21 protein-coding genes and 1 riboswitch are annotated in these 19107 nt (G+C 48.2%); of the genes, 1 reads left to right on the top strand and 20 read right to left on the bottom strand.

Annotated elements, in window-relative coordinates; translation table 11 throughout:
• Genes EIH22_RS05615 through EIH22_RS05630 form a run of 4 tightly spaced genes read right to left on the bottom strand, consistent with a single transcriptional unit; the run spans position 1 to position 3221 of the window.
• Positions 1-912 (bottom strand): diacylglycerol/lipid kinase family protein, encoded by a 912-nt coding sequence (locus EIH22_RS05615; RefSeq protein WP_124054837.1) that lies wholly within the window; start codon positions 910-912, stop codon positions 1-3.
• Positions 909-1280, bottom strand: coding sequence for a hypothetical protein (locus EIH22_RS05620; RefSeq protein ID WP_124054838.1), 372 nt, complete (start codon positions 1278-1280; stop codon positions 909-911). The genes EIH22_RS05615 and EIH22_RS05620 overlap by 4 nt, the downstream gene beginning before the upstream one ends.
• Complete coding sequence (locus tag EIH22_RS05625; protein ID WP_124054839.1) at positions 1274-2251, bottom strand: helix-turn-helix transcriptional regulator; 978 nt, start codon at positions 2249-2251, stop codon at positions 1274-1276. Before EIH22_RS05625 ends, EIH22_RS05620 begins: the two co-directional genes overlap by 7 nt.
• Entirely contained in the window at positions 2244-3221 is a 978-nt protein-coding gene (locus EIH22_RS05630) for a WYL domain-containing protein (protein ID WP_124054840.1), read from the bottom strand. Before EIH22_RS05630 ends, EIH22_RS05625 begins: the two co-directional genes overlap by 8 nt.
• A gap of 31 nt (positions 3222-3252) precedes the next feature.
• Here EIH22_RS05630 and EIH22_RS05635 point away from each other — a divergent pair, with 31 nt between their 5' ends.
• Positions 3253-4362 carry a DUF3866 family protein gene (locus EIH22_RS05635; RefSeq protein WP_235001791.1) on the top strand — a complete coding sequence of 370 codons (1110 nt, stop codon included), beginning with the start codon at positions 3253-3255 and terminating at the stop codon, positions 4360-4362.
• 137 nt (positions 4363-4499) lie between these two features.
• Here EIH22_RS05635 and hisG read toward each other — a convergent pair whose 3' ends face one another.
• The 16 genes from hisG to EIH22_RS05715 all read right to left on the bottom strand — a co-directional run bounded on the left by hisG (position 4500) and on the right by EIH22_RS05715 (position 19082).
• Positions 4500-5345 (bottom strand): ATP phosphoribosyltransferase, encoded by an 846-nt coding sequence (hisG, locus tag EIH22_RS05640; protein ID WP_124054841.1) that lies wholly within the window; start codon positions 5343-5345, stop codon positions 4500-4502.
• A 44-nt stretch (positions 5346-5389) separates the two neighbouring features.
• Complete coding sequence (locus EIH22_RS05645; protein ID WP_124055146.1) at positions 5390-5653, bottom strand: phosphoribosyl-ATP diphosphatase; 264 nt, start codon at positions 5651-5653, stop codon at positions 5390-5392.
• Positions 5654-5687: 34 nt separating this feature from the next.
• Positions 5688-6707: an ABC transporter substrate-binding protein gene (locus EIH22_RS05650; RefSeq protein WP_124054842.1), complete on the bottom strand. Its 1020-nt coding sequence runs from the start codon at positions 6705-6707 to the stop codon at positions 5688-5690.
• A gap of 47 nt (positions 6708-6754) precedes the next feature.
• Complete coding sequence (locus EIH22_RS05655) at positions 6755-7519, bottom strand: ABC transporter permease (protein WP_124054843.1); 765 nt, start codon at positions 7517-7519, stop codon at positions 6755-6757.
• Positions 7520-7592: 73 nt separating this feature from the next.
• A riboswitch (FMN riboswitch) is annotated at positions 7593-7723 on the bottom strand.
• Positions 7724-7812: 89 nt separating this feature from the next.
• Complete coding sequence (rpe, locus tag EIH22_RS05660; protein WP_124054844.1) at positions 7813-8478, bottom strand: ribulose-phosphate 3-epimerase; 666 nt, start codon at positions 8476-8478, stop codon at positions 7813-7815.
• Positions 8479-8482: 4 nt separating this feature from the next.
• On the bottom strand, positions 8483-9910 hold the full coding sequence (locus EIH22_RS05665) for a transcription antitermination factor NusB (protein WP_124054845.1): 1428 nt from the start codon (positions 9908-9910) through the stop codon (positions 8483-8485).
• Entirely contained in the window at positions 9907-10845 is a 939-nt protein-coding gene (gene fmt, locus EIH22_RS05670) for a methionyl-tRNA formyltransferase (RefSeq protein ID WP_124054846.1), read from the bottom strand. The genes EIH22_RS05665 and fmt overlap by 4 nt, the downstream gene beginning before the upstream one ends.
• 119 nt (positions 10846-10964) lie before the next feature.
• Complete coding sequence (locus EIH22_RS05675) at positions 10965-13094, bottom strand: primosomal protein N' family DNA-binding protein (protein ID WP_124054847.1); 2130 nt, start codon at positions 13092-13094, stop codon at positions 10965-10967.
• A gap of 90 nt (positions 13095-13184) precedes the next feature.
• Positions 13185-14378, bottom strand: a complete 1194-nt coding sequence (metK, locus tag EIH22_RS05680) for a methionine adenosyltransferase (RefSeq protein ID WP_124054848.1) — start codon at positions 14376-14378, stop codon at positions 13185-13187.
• Positions 14379-14438: 60 nt separating this feature from the next.
• Positions 14439-15746, bottom strand: a complete 1308-nt coding sequence (gene coaBC, locus EIH22_RS05685) for a bifunctional phosphopantothenoylcysteine decarboxylase/phosphopantothenate--cysteine ligase CoaBC (protein WP_124054849.1) — start codon at positions 15744-15746, stop codon at positions 14439-14441.
• A gap of 32 nt (positions 15747-15778) precedes the next feature.
• Positions 15779-16045, bottom strand: coding sequence for a DNA-directed RNA polymerase subunit omega (gene rpoZ, locus EIH22_RS05690; RefSeq protein WP_124054850.1), 267 nt, complete (start codon positions 16043-16045; stop codon positions 15779-15781).
• Between the two features lie 51 nt (positions 16046-16096).
• Positions 16097-16663, bottom strand: coding sequence for a guanylate kinase (gene gmk, locus EIH22_RS05695; RefSeq protein ID WP_407640828.1), 567 nt, complete (start codon positions 16661-16663; stop codon positions 16097-16099).
• Positions 16664-16745: 82 nt separating this feature from the next.
• Complete coding sequence (mihF, locus tag EIH22_RS05700) at positions 16746-17057, bottom strand: integration host factor, actinobacterial type (protein ID WP_124054852.1); 312 nt, start codon at positions 17055-17057, stop codon at positions 16746-16748.
• A gap of 200 nt (positions 17058-17257) precedes the next feature.
• Positions 17258-17779 carry a transcription antitermination protein NusB gene (locus tag EIH22_RS05705; protein WP_124054853.1) on the bottom strand — a complete coding sequence of 174 codons (522 nt, stop codon included), beginning with the start codon at positions 17777-17779 and terminating at the stop codon, positions 17258-17260.
• 22 nt (positions 17780-17801) lie between these two features.
• Positions 17802-18359, bottom strand: coding sequence for an elongation factor P (gene efp, locus EIH22_RS05710; protein ID WP_124054854.1), 558 nt, complete (start codon positions 18357-18359; stop codon positions 17802-17804).
• 174 nt (positions 18360-18533) lie between these two features.
• On the bottom strand, positions 18534-19082 hold the full coding sequence (locus EIH22_RS05715) for a nucleoside/nucleotide kinase family protein (protein ID WP_124054855.1): 549 nt from the start codon (positions 19080-19082) through the stop codon (positions 18534-18536).
• Positions 19083-19107: the final 25 nt, after the last annotated feature.

The following is a 19107-nucleotide window of genomic DNA, read 5'->3' on the forward strand; positions in this document are numbered from 1 at the left end:
CTACAGAGCTAATTTGATGGCTTTTTGTTTAACGCGAATCGTGGCTGGCAAGGTGCATATATACTCACCGTCGGCCATTACAGCCGGCGGGAAATCTCCTTGGCTGACATCGGGCTCCACGGTAATCTCTCGTGTACGGAAACGGTGAACACGCGGATCTAAAGTATGCTTACCAAGTGTAAGCTTGGGCAAAAGCGAACCGAATTCCTTGAGTGATAGTCCCCTAGTAATTACCACATCGAGCAGTCCATCGTTTGGCTTCGCTTCGGGTGCAAGTGCAAAACCGCCTCCTGCATAACGCGTATTTGCCAAACAGAGCAGAGTCATTGATCCTGAGCCAGAATGACCATTGGCATGAATTTTCACGCCGTAGGGAGAATAGTTGCGAATACTTTGACCAATGGCTCGAATATAGCGCATATTTCCCTTTGGCCACTTCATACGATTGGTGCGTTCGTTGACATCCGCATCCAGACCGAGGCTTACAATCGCCATCGCTCGTTTTATTCCTTCTTCGGATTCAATTTCGATAGCGTCAACCTCATAAAAACGCCGAGCGAAGAGAGACGCGATGACTTGGTGAAGTGAGTCCTCGAGGTTATGAATTGGAAGTTTAAATTCACGGGCGATATCGTTTCCCGAACCAGCCGCAACAATTCCTAGTGGGATACCGGAGTCACCGACTGCTTCAACGCCAAGATGAATCATTCCATCCCCACCGACGACTACAAGGGCATCGATTTCGCCCGAATTAACGCTAGCCTGCATATTATTTACGGCTTCGCTAGCGCTCTCAGCATCGAGCCAGACGACGTCTACCGGGTATTCGTTCACGACCTTAAGGAGCTGTGTTCGATACTTTTCAGCTCGCCCAGCCCCTGACTCAGGGTTAAGTGCAATCCCAATGATCACTTTTTGTTTTCCTCTCGAACTCTCCGAGCTTGTTCACGCCGTTCCTGGCTAAACCTAGTCTCGAAGTCGACGTCATCACTCCAACGTTGTGTAGCACGTGACAGCCTCAATGTGCGGATGTCGGTGCGCTCTCCGACCAACTCGCGATGCTTTTTCGCCGCTGAAATCCGGCGCTGCGGATCGTCATAGACGTTTGCCGAGCGGACGTATTCTTTCAAATGCGGAAGCGCGTGGATAGAGAAAGCTTGTGCAAAGGCTCCACCAGCTAATAATAGCGCCTTAAGGGACTTCCACAGCCGCCAAAGCAACATTGAGCAATATATCCCCAGAGCAATCAAGCCGATAAATAAAATCCAAAAAATTAACATCTTTCCTCAAAGCTCGCATAATGTTGCAAAACTCTATCGATACCCTCGTATTCTGCGGAAACGATTGAATAGGGCTCAACTGAATGCACCGACTCCCCCAGCCGCACCAATAGACTCATGAACCATGCTCGATTCTTCACATTCATGGTCAACACTAGTTCATCCTCGCTGAGACTTGCCTCTACGCCCGGCACAGATTCAAGTACCCACCGAGCACGGAAATCGCAATGTAATGTTACTCGGATACCGTCGAAATCCTGACCTAGATTCTTCGCCTGGCGCTGTGCTTTTTGGAAGATCTTTACTGCAAGAATATTTAATCCCAATTCCACATCCGCCATGCGATCAAGGCGGAAAGAACGGATACTCACTTCACCATCGAAAACTTCAACTATTGGATGATGTCCAGACCGCAGCATCACTGGATAACCGTGTACAGATACAGGTAACGCATTGCCTTCTTGAGTGGTCTTCCAATATTGAAAAGATACTTCACAGCGCGTCTCGATCGCCTGATCAATAGTTGATGTGACGCCATGAGCACGGACCAGAGCCGGAGGCTGCCAAAGTACAGCGCCGTATCCGGCTCTGTTCGTTGAATCAACCAACAGCGATCGAAGATCGTAAAGGGAAGAATACTGTGGTTCTTCCACTGCGTTAAGCAAGAAATCAATTGCTCCGATCAGGGAAATGACTTCCGCCAATGTGAAGGACGGACTTTCCATATTCGATACATCGTTGATGGAGACGAAGCTATCGGGATCGGCATCATCGTCAATGGAAATCGCCAACGTCGATTCATACCAGCCTCCTGAATCAACGAATTCGACTACAAAGAGCTCAAAGAGTTCTTTGTGAAGGTCTGCAACCGACATTTGATAGTGCTTTGCTAATTTACCAAGTTCAACAGGACCGTTTGAATAAAGATACGAAAGAATTGAGATCTTTCGGGCAAGGGAAAGATCAATCATTGTTTACCTCTGTACTAAGCATTTCGTTAATGTGCCTCAGCCTGGTTAAGAATTCCTCACGCAACCAATCAGGTGATTCAAGGTAAACATCGGTGCCGTAGAAAAGAAGGTAATCAAAGAGGTCGTGTTTATCAACACCATTGACATCTAGTCGATCGAAGCCCTCACGACGAATATGTGGGTCTCCACTTAATGTCAAAGATACAAGGTTTCGAAGTGGCACAGCTGTGCCTTCTTTCACCAGCAACGTAGCTCTCACCAGTTGGAATGCTTCTGAATCGGGAATATCTACGGCATCGTGCACTGCCTGCTCCCCTATGGTCTTAGGAGCTGAAACAATGCGGTCTACTTTAAAAATCCTCGGAGCCCCAGTCGGTTTCCCATCCACACTGATTTCCCAACCCGAAAAATAGAATGCGTCAAAGTAAACGTGTAATTTTTGAGGATCAACTACGTATGTAGCCACGCCTTGCTTTGAGGTCGATTGGTAAGTGAAAGACAGACGTTGTGATCGCTGCAATGCATTGGCAATGTTTCCGATAAATTCCCCGGTTGGAACGTTGGTACGGTAAGCCTGTGAAGTCTGGCTCTGGGCGGCATCAGCGAGCAACTTATTCATACCTGATTGCATAATTTGCTCTGTATTCGTTCTACCTTTATGCCCGAGCACTCCTTTGAGCACGCTAAGGTCTAGTCCGTGGGAGTTCACCTCAATATTGCTAGACTGGTCAACCCAGTACTCGTAGTCATTCATAGGGCTCAGTGCTTGTTCAACGCTATAGCCGGAATCTCGCAAGATTCTAATATCTTTTTCAACCAGCTCGCGAGCTGCCTTCGGCGATTTATTAGCCACTGCAGCCGAATAAATTGGTAAACGAAGAATATCGTCTAAAGAGGCCTTTCCTCGCATCAGATACAGCGCCAGAGTGATTCTGCGCTCTCCTGTGCGATTATCTTCGTGGTTTGCCATGTGTTTTAGTTTAGTGCACTAAACTAAATATGTGATTATTTGGCGGCAAGGCAAAGTAACAGAATTCTTAGGTTCTTGGGGGCAGTCGGGCGAATACCGAGTAGAGCTCGAGGATGGCACGCTCGGCAAGGGGCTAGCTTACTACCAGATGGTGGGGCAACCACAGGTTGGGGACTCCGTGTTGCTCTCCACCGCCGCTGTCAAACGCGGTCTTGGCACGGGCGGATACATGTTTATCGTTGCAATCCCGGATCGCTTACCTGCTGATCCACCTCCTCAACCTGGACACATAGTTAAGAATCGATACACACCAACTCAATTCATGGTTCAAGGCGTCGATGAACAAGAGTCTCCTTACCACGACGTTCTTGAAGACGCCGATGATCTCGAAGGTATGTACGTGGTTGCGGCGGACTTGCATTCAGCTTTACCTGCAATTGTGGCAGGTATTCGCGAAGCATCACCACACGCTCGGATTGCCTATGTTATGGGCGACGGTGGCGCTCTCCCCGCATGGTTTTCACAAACCGCAACGAAGATGGTCGATAACGGCGATATCCTAGGAATAATTTCTTACGGTCAAGCGTTTGGCGGAGATCTAGAAGCCGTCAATATCTACACTGGTTTGTTGGCTGCTAAACACGTGTGGAATGCAGACGTTGCAATCGTTGCTCAAGGACCGGGAAACCTTGGCACAGGTACAAAGTGGGGCTTTTCCGGAACGACTATTGGGGAAGCAATTAATGCAGCCGGTATTCTGAGCGGAATACCGATTGCAGTTCTGCGTATGTCCCAAGCCGATAATCGCTCACGCCACTTTGGAATTTCCCATCACACCCTGCGTATCCTCCATGATATCGTCCACGTACCTTGCGTCATTCCTTCCCCAAGTTTCGACTCTTCTTTCGAGGGGACAACGTCAGAAGAGCTCATCCAGACCGTCACGGCACAATTAGATGAACTTCGCGATGTGGGCAATTTAGAGGTTCATGAAATCGACGCTAATGGACTCTATGATGTGCTGGCAGGATCGCCGTATTCGCTTCGCACGATGGGTAGAAACCTAGACCAAGACACCATAAACTTCATTGCTGCAGCTGCTGCGGGACGATGTGTTGGCAGGCTCATTGTGCAGCGTTAAACAGCAGGTCAGTCAGCATAAAACGAGATGAACACATAGCGTATAGGTAGCTTTCTACTCAGTTATTTCACTCGAGAAACGATTCTAGCCCATGAACCGTTGGAGGTTCATGGGCTAGAAATTTCGAGTATCAAGTTCTATATACGCGACGTTAAAAGCGGTGTGACAATAATTCCTCGGGCCCCAGCAGCATAAAGCTCATCCATAACTCGGTTCATATCTCGCTTCGGTACCATTGAACGTACCGCAACCCAACCATCGTCGTGCAATGGCGAAATGGTTGGTGACTGGAATCCCGGAGTCAGCTTGACGGCTTCACTAAGAATCTCTTCTTTGCAATCGTAGTCAATAAGTACATAGCTTCTGGCAACGATCACACCTTCGAGACGCCCATCGAGGATTTTAAGCTCACGTGAAATCTCGGCGTCGGCATTTCGAATAAGGACAGCTTCGGAACGAAGCAAAGGCTCTCCGAAAACTTCTAGACCCGCTGCACGAAGCGTTGATCCAGTTTCGACGACGTCAGCAATCGCGTCAGCGATACCTAGGCGAACCGAAGACTCAACCGCTCCATCTAAATGAACAACTGTTGCTTCGATACCATTATCTACTAAGTATTTCTTCAAAAGGTAGTCATACGATGTAGCTATGCGTTTACCAGCGAGATCCCCGATTTGACGGGTTTGACCTGAAGGCCCCGCGAAACGGAAGGTGGATCGGGCAAAGCCAAGGGAACGATGCTCAATTGCATGTGCACCTGAATCCAAAAGAAGATCTCGACCGGTGATACCGACGTCAACAGTTCCGGCACCAACATAAACTGCCACGTCGCGCGGGCGGATGAAGAAAAACTCAACATCGTTTTCTTCATCAACTAGCACGAGCTCACGAGATTCACGACGCTGACGATAGCCGGCTTCGCGAAGCATCTGTGATGCAGGTTCGGACAGTGCTCCCTTATTAGGGACAGCAATTCTTAGCATTGCGTCCACCCCTTCTTGTTTTTATAGGTATCGATCCTTGAGGCTTATAGGAATCGATAGATATCTTCAGGCTTGAGACCACGGGCAATCATCATCACTTGGGCATGGTAGATAAGCTGCGAAATCTCTTCAGCGAGTTCGTCATCGCTCTGATATTCGCTCGCAATCCACACTTCGCCAGCTTCTTCAACAATTTTTTTGCCAATGAAGTGGATTCCGGCTTCAAGTTCTTTCACAGTACCTGACTGTGGGTCAGCTTGATCCGCTTTTTCTTTTAACTCTTGGTAGAGGTCTTCAAAGTCTTTCACAAGAACCACAATACTCTTTCCAGAAAAAAGCTAACTACTCGTTCCGTTTCTTAAGAACAACATCTGTATGAGCCTCGGTAGCCTCCACTAAAGTCTTCGTGATGTCGGCCCTTTTCATAAACTCCGCCATATTCTTCCAAACGGCATCATCTTGAACTCCGAATCCCTTGGTACCTTCGTAGAGAAGGACGGTTCGTGCTAACACTTCCTTAGCAGTTGCTCGTTGCTCAGATCCAGAAAGTGAGGGAACATAGTTCGCAACAATATCCAAAGTTCCCTCAGGATCTTCTTTTGCATCCTTCACTCCTTTTTCGACAGCGTTGAGGAACTTCGCGTATGCTTCCGGGCGAATATTGTTCGAAAGAGAACCAAACCCTACACCTACAAGAGGTATCCGAACGTCGTCGGCAATTGGGAAGATATTAACGGAAAAACCAGCTTTCTCAAGCGCGACCGGATCATTATTCGCAAAACCAACAATGGCATCAACTTTCTTGTCCTTAAGCGCTGCAGCTTGGGTATAGCCAATGAAACTGGTTTGAAATTTTCCTTGTAGACCATTGAGCTCAGCGCCGGCAAGTAAACCAAAGTAGTTTTCGCCGTATGGGCCAGGAAGCCCGATCGTCTTTCCTTGAAGATCTTTCCAGCTCTTGATGCCCGATTCCGCTACTGTAGCAACAACCACGGGATACTTTTGATACATCGTTGCCCAGTTAACGACGTCGATACCAGTCGATCGCGCCTGCATCATTTCATCTCCACCAGCAAATACCACGTCTTCTTCACCAGCGGACAGAGCACCAAACAGATTCTCTTGGGCACCGTGATGACGCAGTTTCACATTGAGACCCTCACTCTTAAAATAACCTTTTTTCTCAGCAACATAGAGAGGTGCGAACTGCACGTCTGGGATGTATGTAAGACCCACCGTCATTGTATTTGAGGTTGAAGAATTTGAATTCGAAGACGCTGATTCGCTGGCACCTGTGCCAACGGTTGAGCATCCAGCCGCAAGAAGTGCTACTCCTGCGATTAAGGAAGAAATTTTTTTCATCGTCGATCCTATCAAGTTGAGCTATAGCATAACGAGGATAACTGCGATCAGCTACGACGGTCCGAAACAGCGCGGACTATCCTTGTTTCTACAGCTAAAAGGGTTAAATATACGACTACTGCCACAATGGAAAGGAGTGCGATCGTGGCGAACATTGCCGGAGTATCGTTCAAGTGTTGAGCTGTAACCAGTTCAATGCCTAAACCTAGGTTTCCACCAATAACCATCTCCCCCACGACTGCACCTGTCATTGCGAGCGTGAAGCCGGTACGAAGACCTGCCAGGATATTTGGCGCAGCAAGTGGGAGTTCGATCTTGGTAATTAACGACCAACCGTGACTACCATCAAGTTTTGCGGCGTCGACGATATCTCGATCGAGCGACCTGATACCTACAGCGGTGTTAATGATGACGGGGAAAATAACCATAATCGCGCACAAAGTGACGATCGGTGCTGTTCCGTAGCCAATCCACATAACAAGCAGTGGCGCAATTGCTACTGCGGGAATCGCTTGAGACATCGCCAAATAGGGCTCAATGGTGGAACTGAGAGTAGAAAAATGGGCGATTGTGAACCCGAGTGGAATACCGATGAGAGCAGCGAGGATACAGCCCCATGCTGCTTCAACTACGGTTTGCCAAAGCGATGCCAGCAAGTATCCGTCGCTAAGACCACCCGCCAGGTTACCCACTACTGACTGTGGAGTAGGCAAAGCATATGGTCCAATAATTCCACCAGTAGTTACCGCACCCCAGAGTAAGAGCAACACAAGACCAAGGATTGTTGGTCCAAGCCACTTCCGATCCGGCATTAATCATTTCCTGTTTCTCAATTTTCCATAGAGCGCCAGGAATGGACCACAAAAAAGCGAATTTCTTCGCCGAATCGTGCGCCTCCCATCCGGACTTTAACCGTCGGTAAAGGAATTTCACCTTTTCAACCGTAAACCGAAATCGGAATACGGGTCGCGGACTATCACCGCCGGTTCAGACTTTCACTGACCCTGGAGCACTTCTGTACAAAACAATTAATACCACAACATGGAGCGATACGAAAAAATTGAGACTAAGAAACTCGCAATCCTTCAACTATTTGGAGCCAAGATCACACGTGATGGTGAGCCTGCGCGAGCGAACGTAACGTCTCTACCTCGGCAAAAGCATCGTCAGACTTGTAAACAGCCGATCCTGCTACGAAGGTATCAGCGCCTGATTCAGCGGCCAGTGCGATAGTATCGCGCGAAATACCGCCATCTACTTGGATCCATACATCGAGTCCAGATTTATTTACAGCTTCACGGGTTTTACGTAGCTTATTCATCATCGAGCTGATGAACTTTTGCCCGCCAAATCCAGGTTCAACGGTCATAATCAAAATCATGTCGAATTCATCTAGGATGTCAATAAGCGGTTCAATTGGAGTAGCAGGGCGTAATGCTATTCCTGCGCGTGCGCCCTGAGCACGAAGCTCACGAGCAAGGCGAAGTGGTGCTGTTACAGCTTCAGCGTGGAAGGTTACTGATTTCGCACCGGCATCAACGTACTGGGGTGCCCATACATCGGGATTTTCGATCATAAGATGGCAGTCGATCGGAATCGGAGAAACTCTCGAAATGGATTCAACAACTGGCAAACCGAGGGATAAATTCGGAACGAAATGGTTATCCATCACGTCAACATGCGCCCAGTCGGCATTCTTGATTTTGTCCAATTCTCCTCTCAGATCAGAGAAGTCACAATTCAAAATCGAAGGGCTAATTCGCATTTCCACTTGTCTATCCTATCTTTCTAAGAAGCGCCATGTACATAGCATCCGAGTAATGCAAATCTGGCCATAGTTGCAGGTGTCCATTTGTTCCGAGGTCACCTATCAACGCTTCTTTTTCGGCAATTGCTGGCGTATCGAGAAGCTCAGCATCTGCGTGTTCACCTAGGAATGCATCAATGATTTCGTGGGTTTCGGATAAATGCGGTGAACAGGTCGAATACGCTACTACCCCACCTATGCGAAGGGCCTTCCAACTAGACTCCAACAACTCGCCTTGGAGTTTGGTTAGGTCTACGGCGTCGCCAGCAGATTTTCTCCAACGAGCCTCAGGTCGACGCCGTAGTGCTCCGATTCCCGTGCATGGCGCGTCCACAAGGATTCTGTCATACGATTCCGGTTCTAAATCTCCTACTTCACGACCATCTCCGAGCCTGAGATCAACGATATCATCCCACGGTGCAACCGCTTCGGTGACTAAATCAAGGCGATGTTCGTGAGGTTCGTTGGCATGGATTCGCGCTCCACGCTGCGCAGCGATAGCCGCCAAGGTCGCAGTTTTTCCACCTGGACCAGCACACATATCTAGCCAAAGTTTATCTGGACCATCGAGTGGAGCCATAGCTAGTGTGCGCGCTACCAATTGTGAACCTTCATCTTGAACTCCAGCTTTAAGATCCTGTACCGCGAATACTCGATGCGGGTCGCCTCCACTGAGTAAGACGGCGGAATCTACGAGTTTTCCGCGCTCACTGTGCATTTTTCCGCGTTTAATATCAGCTTGAAGATCATCGATCGTAATTTCGCGAGCAACGAGCGCTACATCAGCAGGAGTGTTGTCCGACTTCAGAACACTGAGAATATCCTTTTTCGAACGACCGTTCTCAAGAAGCGACCTTGCAAGAACTCTGACGATCCATTCAGGGTGAGAATACCAGGTAGAGATAAAACTCAAAGATGAACCGTTAGCGCTACGTTCTTTTAAGATGCGTTGCCATTGAGCCAAGCTACGTTCAGAAACTCGGCGAAGAACGGCATTGACGAAGCCTGACGCACCTGAACCAAGAATATTCCTTGCCAGCTTCACGGTTTCGTAAATAGCTGCATGAGGCGGAGTTTGAAGCTCTAAAAGTTGGTGTGCACCCATCCGTAACAGGATTAATACCGGTAGATCAATCGAAGCTAAGTCACGGCCAGCAGTACCTTCAGCGATAATGGCATCCCATCGTCCTTGCAAACGGAGTGTTCCGTAGCAAAGATTCGTTGCATATGCGGCATCTTGTTTATTTAGCCGAGCACGCCTAATAGCTTTAGGCAGTTCGAGGTTTGCATAAGCATCATTTTCTAATACAGCTAGAAGTGTTTCGAAGACGACTTCGCGCGCAGGATCTGAAGAACTTCTGCCCGGTCTCCAGTTAGTCGGTTGAGAGTTACTCATTGATCTGATCCTTCATCTTCGTTCTTGATGTCAAAGATAAGTGCATCTCCCTTAAGTCCGCGTGCCCAAGCAGATGCTTCCATCCATCGTTTCCCGGCTGGCGCAACCATATCTAGTTCGATCGACTGAGAACCCGTTCCTACCAACACTTTCTTACCCAGAAGTATCTGCCCAGGTTCGAGTGCTGTGCCGTCGATTCGAGCTCCACGAATCTTAATGCGCTGACCATGAAGTGTAGACCAGGTTCCCGGTTCTGGGTTCAAGCCTCGGATTTGGTTTCTGATTGCAGTAGCATCCTTGAGCCAGTTAATTTCCCCATCACGCGCTCTAAGTAGTCCCGCATAGGTAGACTCTCCTTCTTGCTCCGTAAGTACAAGTTTGCCTTCGGACATAGTCTCAAATACGTCTGTAAGCTGCTGGGCACCCGTATGCGACAGATGCTTGAGCATAGCTTCAGCATCTGCGTCGTCAGGGATCTTTTCTTCTAGCATCGATGCAATTGGACCGGTATCAAGGCCCGCTTCGATTCGGAATACGGAAGTTCCGGTTACCTCATCTCCCGCCGCAAGTGCAGCCTGAACCGGCGATGCGCCACGCCACCTAGGTAGAAGAGAAAAGTGTAGGTTGAACCAGCCATGGGTTGGAACGTCAAGTAGATTTTTTGGAATCAATAGACCGTAGGCAACGACGGCGATCGCTTCCGGTGCGAGTTCAGTAATCACAGCTTCGATCTCTGGCCCTTTGAGAGATGACGGCGTGAGCACCGGAAGACCGAGTTCAAGTGCCATTTCGTGTACTGGAGAATTACGTAATTCCTGTTTTCTCCCAACTTTGGCCGGTGCACGAGTTAGCACAGCAACGATGGAGTGTTCGTCGTTAAGCTTCTTTAAGGATGGAACAGCAGTTTCGGGTGTTCCGGCAAATATAATACGCACGGTCTCAGTCTATTTCTTTCTTTCGTCTTAACAAAGAACGTTGAATCCCAACGGTCTTTCTTCCATTTTCAAATATTGTGCTTAGAACACACACTAGCTTTTACTAAAGATCCGAAGAATCACAGCTCGGGATTAATGCTGATACGTAGACCACGCACACTTCCATTAATAGATCCTTCCTTCAACACCGCTCGAATCGTTTCGAAGGTTTCTTCGGTGTCTCCACCTTGCATCCTCAGATAGATTTGATCATTACCTGAGTCAACATGATTAGGGCCCAACACCGCGATTCCAGGAATGATACTGGTTATTCCGCCAAGAAGCAAAGAATCGAGCGGAACTAAATCGTTTATGTCCTTTGACTTTGAATTGGAATTATTAGTAGCTTCGAAGCGTTTCCTTGCTAGGCGAAGCAAGGATAAAAATACTCGCAGTTCCTCCCAGCTACCACGCACGTCAATCCAAGCATGTTGAGGAGGGAGCTGTAATTGATGGCGTTCTTCGAGAGTTTGTTGCTCCCAAGTTTCAAAATCCCAGCGACCTACAGCATCAAGCAAAGGCTCCGCTACATCACCAACGATAAGCAATTTGCCATCGTTGTTGCGCGTGCGAACCCGTGACGCTATTTTTGCCATTGTGCGTAAGAAATATGACTCCGACTCTAAGTGATGCGACCTCAGCAAATATCCTGCATCTAGAACAACTGCTGTAGTAAATCCATTTTTAGTGCGGGGTTCGTAGCCCGGGGTGCAAATAACGATTTTTGGTTTATCTGAGATCTCCCTGTCAAAGTTCTCGGGACCAATCAAGTTAATCGACGTACGCGGAAACGCCCTACCTATTTCTTGTGCGGTTCGATGTGAACCGATCTTTATAGCTTTAGTCTTTGTAAAACCACAGTTAGAACAAGTAAAATCACGGTATTCTTTTGCGCAACGTTCACAGCGCAGTGGCTGATCAGGTGCAGGAATATGAAGGTGACCACCGCACTCAGTACACACTGGGATTTCCCCGCAACGCACACATTTAACCATTGGGATATATCCTGCTTGAGGAACCACAACTAAAACTGGACCGCGTGCTAAGCCATCTCGAACAACTTTAAAAACAGAATCTGGCATCCGTGACCACTGTGCACCTTCGAATGCAAACTTATTGGCAGCTAATATCTGCGGAGTCCCCTGCCTGCGAGCTTTAACAGACGCGGAAATCTGGATAGGTTCGTCATGGAACAAGTAGCTCCCTTCGAGACTCGGTCCGTGATTAAGAATCAAAAACGAAGAACCTTCATTTGTGAAGCGATCGTAGAGAATATCTCGGGCGTTTACATAGGGGGTTCGTTTTTCTTGGAAAGCACCGTGGTGGTCATCAATAAGCACGCAAAGCCCCAGATCTTTGAGTGGAGTCCACGTCGCACTACGTGTACCTACTACTACCCTCGTTTTTCCGAACAGGGCAGCAAGGAAATGTTTGTAGCGTACCTCATGAGAATCTTGAGATGTTGATACCGCAATCGGTTCATTTTCCAGCTGCTCTGAAAGCTGTTTAGCGAGATCATAAGCCTGTTTAGGAGTCGAAACCACGATTAATGCAGTCTTGCCACATGCCAGCGCCTGTTGCGTGGCAAATGCCAAGAAATCAAATTCCCTATGTTTCGGAAGCACATGGACAACGCCTCCAATACGATCCGTACCGATTAACGAAAGTGCCTGAGCACCGTCATAATCGGAGAAAAAATCAGGAATCTCTGGGTGTTGCCAGCACGGATGATCAAATTCGGGGAGATCAAGAAATTCTTTTTCTGCACGTGCATGACGCTGTGGAATAGCTAGACGCAATACGTCTGCCAAAACAGCGAAGTGGGAATCAGCAATCCTCCGTGCCATTGCTAGAACCTGCGGCTGAAGAACGGGGATCGGTGAAATCACCTTTGTTATAGGGCGGAGCCTATTCATATGCGAGGTGTATTTGGTACGCCCTATTACGAATCCGTCAACTTTGCGATTCCCAAGCTCAACAACAACGCGTGTGCCAACCGCTAAATCGGAAAAACGCTGCGGAATTTCATATTCAAAGATCCTGTCCATATGGAACACCGGCAAATCAAGAAGGACCTGCGCAATTGGATCTTCGAAAGTACTTTCGAAGAGATGTGATTCAGGAGAAATAGAGATAAGGGCATCCTGATGACCAAAATCAGAAAGCCCTAGCAAGTGCTCATTTGAAGCATCGAAGCTATCTCTATTCATATCTCAATTCAACCACACCGCTCCTACCTAAAACCGAAGCCAGCGTGTATAACCTAGTGCAGAGTTTTAAACCCTGCACCAAATCTAGCTCTAGAATGCGGCCAAAAGATCGGAAACTCGATTGGTTTTCTCCCACTCGAATTCATCAAGCTCGCGGCCGAAGTGACCATATGCAGATGTAGCTGCATAAATTGGGCGAAGCAAGTTAAGATCACGAATAATCGCCGCTGGACGAAGATCGAAAACCTTATTGACTGCGTTAGTGATTGCACTAATCTCTGCTTGTTCAGTTCCGAAGGTCTCTAGACGAACTGATACTGGATGCGCACGACCGATTGCGTACGCAACCTGAAGTTCACAACGATCAGCCAGACCTGCTGCAACTACGTTTTTTGCAACCCAGCGAGCCGCGTAAGCGGCCGAGCGATCAACCTTCGATGGATCTTTTCCAGAGAAAGCACCCCCACCGTGACGAGCAAGACCACCGTAGGTATCGACGATGATCTTACGACCGGTCAGTCCTGCATCACCCATTGGTCCACCTACAACGAAACGTCCAGATGGATTGACAAGAACTCGAGTATCGCTTCCGAAAAGCTCAGGTGATTCTGCACGAAGTACTGGCGCGATGACGTGCTCAGTCAACAGATCATGAAGGTCGGATTGACTCAAATCTTCGTCATGCTGGGTAGAAACGACGACGGTGTCTACACCACAAGGAATGCCAGCGTCGTCGTAATTAACGGTAACTTGAGTCTTGCCATCAGGACGTAAACCGGCAACGATTCCGTTCTTACGTACAAAAGCCAAACGCTCAGCGAGACGATGCGAAAGGTGAATCGGTAGCGGCATATATACGTCTGTCTCATTCGAGGCGTAGCCGAACATAAGCCCCTGATCCCCGGCTCCCTGGCGATCTAATGGATCAGTTTCCTGAGCGGTACGGACTTCAAGTGAGTTATCAACCGAACCGGCAATATCTGGAGACTGCGAGCCGATCGAAATCGAGATTCCACACGAATCGGCATCAAAACCGATCCGCGATGAGGTGTAGCCAATATCGCGCAATGTGTCACGAATCAGCTGCGGAATTTCAACGTAGGCGTCCGTAGTCACTTCACCCAAGACGTGCACTAAACCGGTAGTCACTGCCGTCTCAACAGCTACTCGCGCTTGGGGATCTTGATCCAATAGCGCGTCCAAAATAGTATCTGAGATACGGTCACAAACCTTATCAGGGTGTCCCTCAGTTACGGACTCAGAAGTAAACGGCTGATACGTCACAGTAGTCTCTGTTCTTTCGATTCGATAATTTCTTATTACATTTTACGTGGTGTTTTTGGCTCATTGACCATTCATTAATGAGGCAATGACCACGATTAATTCCCGTGCCACGGCAGCCTTGGATCCCTCGAAATCACCGAGGACTTCGCCCTGGCGATTGACCACGGTCAAACGAGTTTCCACGTCCCCAAAGCCTACGTTCTGACCAACCAAGTTGATCGCCAAGAGATCTGCATTTTTCCGTTGTGCTTTTCGCTTACCAAATTCTAGATAGCTTGTAGTTGAGTCCCCAGTTTCAGCGGCAAAACCCACGATTACTTGTCCTGTACGACGGCGATTGTGCGCAATATCTGCCAAGATATCCGGATTAGCCACAAGTTTCAGAGACATCTCCTCGTTTTCACGTTTCATTTTTGTTTCGCTCGGCGTTTCAACTCGGTAATCGCTAACGGCTGCGGTCATGACGACGGCGTCCGCTTCCGAAACAAAAAGATTAACCTTTGTTTGGAGGTCACGTGCGGTTTCAACTTCATGAACAGATATCGATTTGTTCAGTTGTTCAAGCCGATGACGTTCGATGTTTGCACTGATAAAAATTACATTCGCACCAGCTAACGCCGCATTATTAGCAATATTGATCGCCATAGACCCCGAGGAACGGTTAGAAATATAGCGAACTGAATCGATCGGCTCTCGTGTTCCGCCACCGGTTACAAGTACAGTGCGCCCTGCCAAGCTTGGCGAATCCTCAGCTTGTGCATTATTTTCAGATGGGTTTTTGCCACGCGATGCTTCATCGTTATTAGCAAGTACCCGGCAACAATAGTCAAAAATTTCCTCCGGTTCGGCCATCCGGCCTATTCCAGTATCGGGTCCGGTGAGTGCGCCGCGCACCGGACCAACAAAATGGAAACCGCGACGTTCTAGTTGCCTAGCATTTACCTGCGTTGCTGGATTGTTCCACATCTCAGTATGCATCGCAGGTGCAAGAACAATTGGGCACGTAGCAACTAGAACCGTTGCAGTGAGAAGATTATCCGCCATTCCATTGGCAATTTTTGCCATGGTATGCGCCGTAGTCGGTGCAATAACAACTAGATCTGCTTGTTGTCCGGTATTGACGTGAACTACATCGAACGCGTCGTCGGTAACGTCTACAAACACCGGATTACCGCTTAGGGCTTCAAAAGTGGTTGCTCCAACCATCGATAAAGCGGCGTGGGTTGGTACCACTCGCACATCATGACCAGCTTTTTTAAAAAGCCGGACCAAAGTCGCCGCTTTATAGGCTGCGATTCCCCCGGTCACACCAACAACGATCTTTCGTGCTTCAGATTTCCGAGGTTGAATATGGATCAGGCCCCCCATTTGATTATGAGAGGCCTGCGAAGCATTATTCATCATTCGCCGTAGGTCAGATTCAGCTTATCGTCCGCAATTTCCTCGAGAGCAAGCGAAAGTGGCTTGTCTTCTGGTGCTGAAGGAACAAGTGGACCAACATTCGTGATATTTCCGTCGCCAGACTTCATTTCCTGACGATACGAGTTGATCTGACGGGCGCGCTGCGCACCAAATACCGCGAGGGTGTACTTGGAATCCACCTTGCTCAACAAATCATCAATAGCCGGCTTGGTGATTCCCTCGGGATTAGGCTTGGTTCCGAACATGTAAACCTCTCAAAACAATCTAGTCATGCACACAGCGTGCAAGATCTTATACTACTCTGAAATACCAAGAATTTGCAGTATCTGAGCGGTGGCATCGGCCACTGAATCATTGATGATGACGACGTCGAACTCCGATTGCGCCGCAAGTTCAGTTTTCGCAGTCTCAAGTCGACGCTCTTGCTCTTCTTTACCTTCAGTAGCACGACCAACTAATCGGTGCTTAAGTTCTTCCCACGACGGTGGCGCAATAAAGATCTGAAGCGCTTCTGGCATCGAGTGACGGATTTGACGGGCTCCGTCCAGATCGACTTCAAGTATCACCTTTTTACCGGCTGCCATTGCTTCTTCAACTGCTTTGCGTGGAGTTCCATAGCGGTGAACACGATGAACCGTTGCCCACTCGAGCATTCCCCCACTCTCAACCAGCGAATCAAATTCTTCGGAGCTTACAAAGAAATAATCTTTACCGTCTACTTCCCCCGGCCGAGGTGAACGCGTGGTTGCCGAGACTGAATACCATAGCTTATCTGTTTTACTCAGCACGTTCTTTAGTATTGTCCCCTTACCAACCGCGGTCGGGCCACTAACAACAAATGCCGATCCTTCATTCAATCCCATGCTTTCCATTTTCCCTAGGGATAAAAATAAGTCAAGCTCAGATGGATAGGAACTGAGCTTGACTTATTAAGGATAGATCACATCATTTGAAAAGTTCGATGAGAGCTTCTGCCTGGTGTGGTCCTAGACCCGCAACGCGACGGGATTCTGAAATACCAATCTGATCCATGATTGCCTTAGCTTTCGCTTGGCCAATACCTGGCATCGACATAAGCAGAGCAGAAACCTTGAGCTTTCCAGCGATGTCGTCAGACTTCGCCTTATCAATAACGTCGGAAAGCTTTACTGAGCCATCTTTCAAATTCTTCTTTAGCTCAGCACGCTTCTGCCGAACGACAGCTGCCTTTTCTAGTGCTGCCTTGCGTTGCTCTGCAGTAAGGGTTGGAAGGGCCATCACTACCTCCTTGATAGTGCATTACATTATGGTCGGTCCGAATCAAACCGTAGTGTCCGGCTATGAATCGTACTTTGCGATGAGCCCTGACCGCGCTCTAATTTTTCTGACACTCAGAGTACTAACAGGGCTTGTGCACCTTTATTATTGCACAAGCCCTGTTCAGAGATATGGTTTTTACCGCAATTTCTTGCGATTTCTTAGAAAATTCCCGATTTTCCAGACGAACTCGACGCATTTTCACCCGAATTGTCCGTGTTGTTTCCCTCAAGACCCGAACGCTCAAGTTTATGAATTTCCGAAACTCGGTTCAAAACGCCCATCGTAAAGCCGACTGCTTTATCCGTTGAAAGATCTCGCGCCAAGGAAGAAATCTCTTTCACGACAACCGGAACATCAACGTCGAGGAACATAATTTCTACGGACCCGAGACGCAATAGGTTTCGATCAACCCCACTCATGCGGTCAAGAGACCACGAAGGTGACGCTGCATCGATCATCGAATCAACTTCCTCCGACCACTCAATATAGGTTTCAACCAGTTTTATGCCGTATTCACCAATGGGCTGCTGAGCGGTTGAGATGGTTTTACGCTCGGAAAGCAGCTGACCTAATTCTGAAACCGGAATTGCGCGCGTGTCTGCTTCGAAGAGAACATCCAGAGCGCGCTGGCGCTGCAATGAACGACCTTTACGCTTTGGATTAATATGCTTTTTGTTCACTTAGAGTCAACCGTTCTCAAACTTAAGCGCGGTTAATGTACTCGCCGCTACGGGTATCAACCTTAATCTTCACACCTTCTTCAAGGAACAAAGGAACCTGGATTTCGTATCCGGTTTCCAAAGTTGCAGGCTTCGTACCAGCATTGGAACGGTCGCCCTGAAGGCCAGGCTCAGTGTGGGTAACTTCGAGAATAACTGAAGAAGGAAGTTCGATAAACAGAACAACACCTTCATTGGTTGCAACAACAACGTTCTGGTTCTCGAGCATAAAGTTCTTTGCCTCGCCTACAACTTCAGCGGAGATTGGAAGCTGCTCGTAGGATTCGAGATCCATGAAAATGTAGTCGGTACCGTCATTGTAGAGATACTGCATATCGCGACGGTCAACGGTAGCGGTTTCAACCTTAACGCCTGCGTTGAAAGTCTTGTCTACGTTCTTTCCAGAAAGAACATTCTTGAGCTTGGTACGCACGAAAGCTGGGCCCTTACCTGGCTTAACGTGCTGAAACTCCACAACCTGCCAAAGCTGGTTATCAATCTTGAGCACCATACCGTTCTTGAGATCGTTGGTTGTAGCCATGTGAGTCCTTACTCTTCTGCGCCCGGAGCGCATGCCGAAAAATTTCCTTTACTAGAATAACTGTTTCACGTCGAAAAGTGGGAAATTCCAGTCAAAATGAGTGGCGAATAACGCAACGGCGATTAATCTGCCTTCTAAACAACTTCACCAAGGGTTGTTTTGGTCATGTGACCGTTAGCATCTATATTCCTGGTCGATAATTTTTGCAAGCTCCGCTGCGCTCTGCGTTGAAGAATCTAAGGACAAGTTAACCAGTGGCGAAACCGCCTCGCTGAAGCGCTCGTAGAGGTTGCGCAAGCTCTTTCGCGGCATCACAGGATTTACACCGCGGTTTCCTATTAATCCGTTCCGGAGGACGAGCTTGGAAAGGTTTGTTTCGAGGCCCACGGCGTACATCGGCGTCGTATCCCGAATGCGTGCCAAGGTCTGAAGCAACTTTGGATTACAGTCACTAGATCCTTCCGTAACTACGAAATTAGAAGGCAGTACAATGGCGTATTTTTCTCCAGGTTCACGTTTTACGTCTTCGATTAAGGAAGTCAGCAGCTGATGATAGCTAGCTTCTAGTTCTGTGTGTTTACCTTCCAGCACGAATTCTGCTGGGCTGATACCTTGTGCCAACAAATTATCGTCAAGATCCGCAACCGTCCAACCAGAATTCTGAAGTTCAGTTGCAACGGATGTTTTTCCAGTGCCAGGTGCACCAATAATAAAGACGATCACCACTCCACCTTAATAGCCAAAGCTA

This window comes from Arcanobacterium ihumii (assembly GCF_900604515.1).
Taxonomy (GTDB): Bacteria; Actinomycetota; Actinomycetes; order Actinomycetales; family Actinomycetaceae; genus Arcanobacterium_A; species Arcanobacterium_A ihumii.

Bases quoted from the DNA above. Each gene is read 5' to 3' on its own strand.
- EIH22_RS05620 (WP_124054838.1), bottom strand. From the start codon at position 1,280: ATGTTAATTTTTTGGATTTTATTTATCGGCTTGATTGCTCTGGGGATA.
- EIH22_RS05625 (WP_124054839.1), bottom strand. From the start codon at position 2,251: ATGATTGATCTTTCCCTTGCCCGAAAGATCTCAATTCTTTCGTATCTT.
- EIH22_RS05630 (WP_124054840.1), bottom strand. From the start codon at position 3,221: ATGGCAAACCACGAAGATAATCGCACAGGAGAGCGCAGAATCACTCTG.
- hisG (WP_124054841.1), bottom strand. From the start codon at position 5,345: ATGCTAAGAATTGCTGTCCCTAATAAGGGAGCACTGTCCGAACCTGCA.
- EIH22_RS05650 (WP_124054842.1), bottom strand. From the start codon at position 6,707: ATGAAAAAAATTTCTTCCTTAATCGCAGGAGTAGCACTTCTTGCGGCT.
- EIH22_RS05655 (WP_124054843.1), bottom strand. From the start codon at position 7,519: ATGCCGGATCGGAAGTGGCTTGGACCAACAATCCTTGGTCTTGTGTTG.
- EIH22_RS05665 (WP_124054845.1), bottom strand. From the start codon at position 9,910: ATGAGTAACTCTCAACCGACTAACTGGAGACCGGGCAGAAGTTCTTCA.
- EIH22_RS05675 (WP_124054847.1), bottom strand. From the start codon at position 13,094: ATGAATAGAGATAGCTTCGATGCTTCAAATGAGCACTTGCTAGGGCTT.
- coaBC (WP_124054849.1), bottom strand. From the start codon at position 15,746: ATGGGGGGCCTGATCCATATTCAACCTCGGAAATCTGAAGCACGAAAG.
- rpoZ (WP_124054850.1), bottom strand. From the start codon at position 16,045: ATGTTCGGAACCAAGCCTAATCCCGAGGGAATCACCAAGCCGGCTATT.
- gmk (WP_407640828.1), bottom strand. From the start codon at position 16,663: ATGGGATTGAATGAAGGATCGGCATTTGTTGTTAGTGGCCCGACCGCG.
- mihF (WP_124054852.1), bottom strand. From the start codon at position 17,057: ATGGCCCTTCCAACCCTTACTGCAGAGCAACGCAAGGCAGCACTAGAA.
- efp (WP_124054854.1), bottom strand. From the start codon at position 18,359: ATGGCTACAACCAACGATCTCAAGAACGGTATGGTGCTCAAGATTGAT.